This window comes from Halorubrum persicum, from assembly GCF_002727125.1.
Taxonomy (GTDB): Archaea; Halobacteriota; Halobacteria; order Halobacteriales; family Haloferacaceae; genus Halorubrum; species Halorubrum persicum.
In genome coordinates this window covers 1-728 of the sequence record NZ_NHOA01000092.1, presented here as the reverse complement: position 1 = coordinate 728, position 728 = coordinate 1, and the positions used below count along the sequence as shown (strand labels likewise).

Sequence of the window (728 nt, the reverse complement as noted above, 5' to 3'; positions counted from 1 at the left end):
TCTCGTCTGAGTTGGAACGCTCGGAGATACTGTGTGAGGCGGTCTTTTGAGATGCCTCGATGCGGCGAGAGCCACCGTCGCGCCAGCGACGCGTGGCTCTCGCAAGTGTTCACGTGGACCGTCTCGTCGGCGTACTCTCCGTCTCCGTGAACGACGTATTCGCGGTCGAATTGCTCGTCTTCTGTAAGCGGATCGTACGCACGAAATCCGTCGGTATAGACGGTGAGAGGCTCCTTCTGGCGGTCAGCCAGCAGGAGCCGGATCGTCGATTCGTCTGCGGATTTCGCTGGCACAACGTACCGCTGCTCGGTGCCACGATCCACGAGGACAAACACGGGCGGTTTGTCTTGCTCATACGTTCCGCGTCCGCGTCGAGAGAGGCCGCGAGAGCGCGACCAGCGGTCGCGCTCGCGGCCTTTCAACCCGGCAGAGACGTAGAACTCGTCAATCTCGACCGGGCCAACGAGATCGAGTGATGGCGCGTCGAGCGCTTCGGCGAAGCGCTCGACACGCCTGTGAACCGTCTTGTAGGTAACTTCGATTTCGTACTGTAACTGCCTGAGACTCGTGTTAAACCGCAAAAACGCGTAGATCGAAAACAACCATTTGCGGAGTGCGATCTTCGAGTGAGCGAAGATCGTGCCGGTCTTATCGTTGAACGTGCGGTCGCAATCCTTACAGAGATACCGCTGAAACTGCCCGTAGCTGCCGTTTCTGACCGTCAGGTC

The 728-nt window shown here is 58.8% G+C and carries 1 protein-coding gene; it reads right to left on the bottom strand.

Annotated features, from left to right (window positions below; genetic code table 11):
- Positions 1–728, bottom strand: a 728-nt coding sequence (locus DJ69_RS11265; protein WP_099255694.1) for an IS1595 family transposase, incomplete at both ends; no start/stop codon positions are given.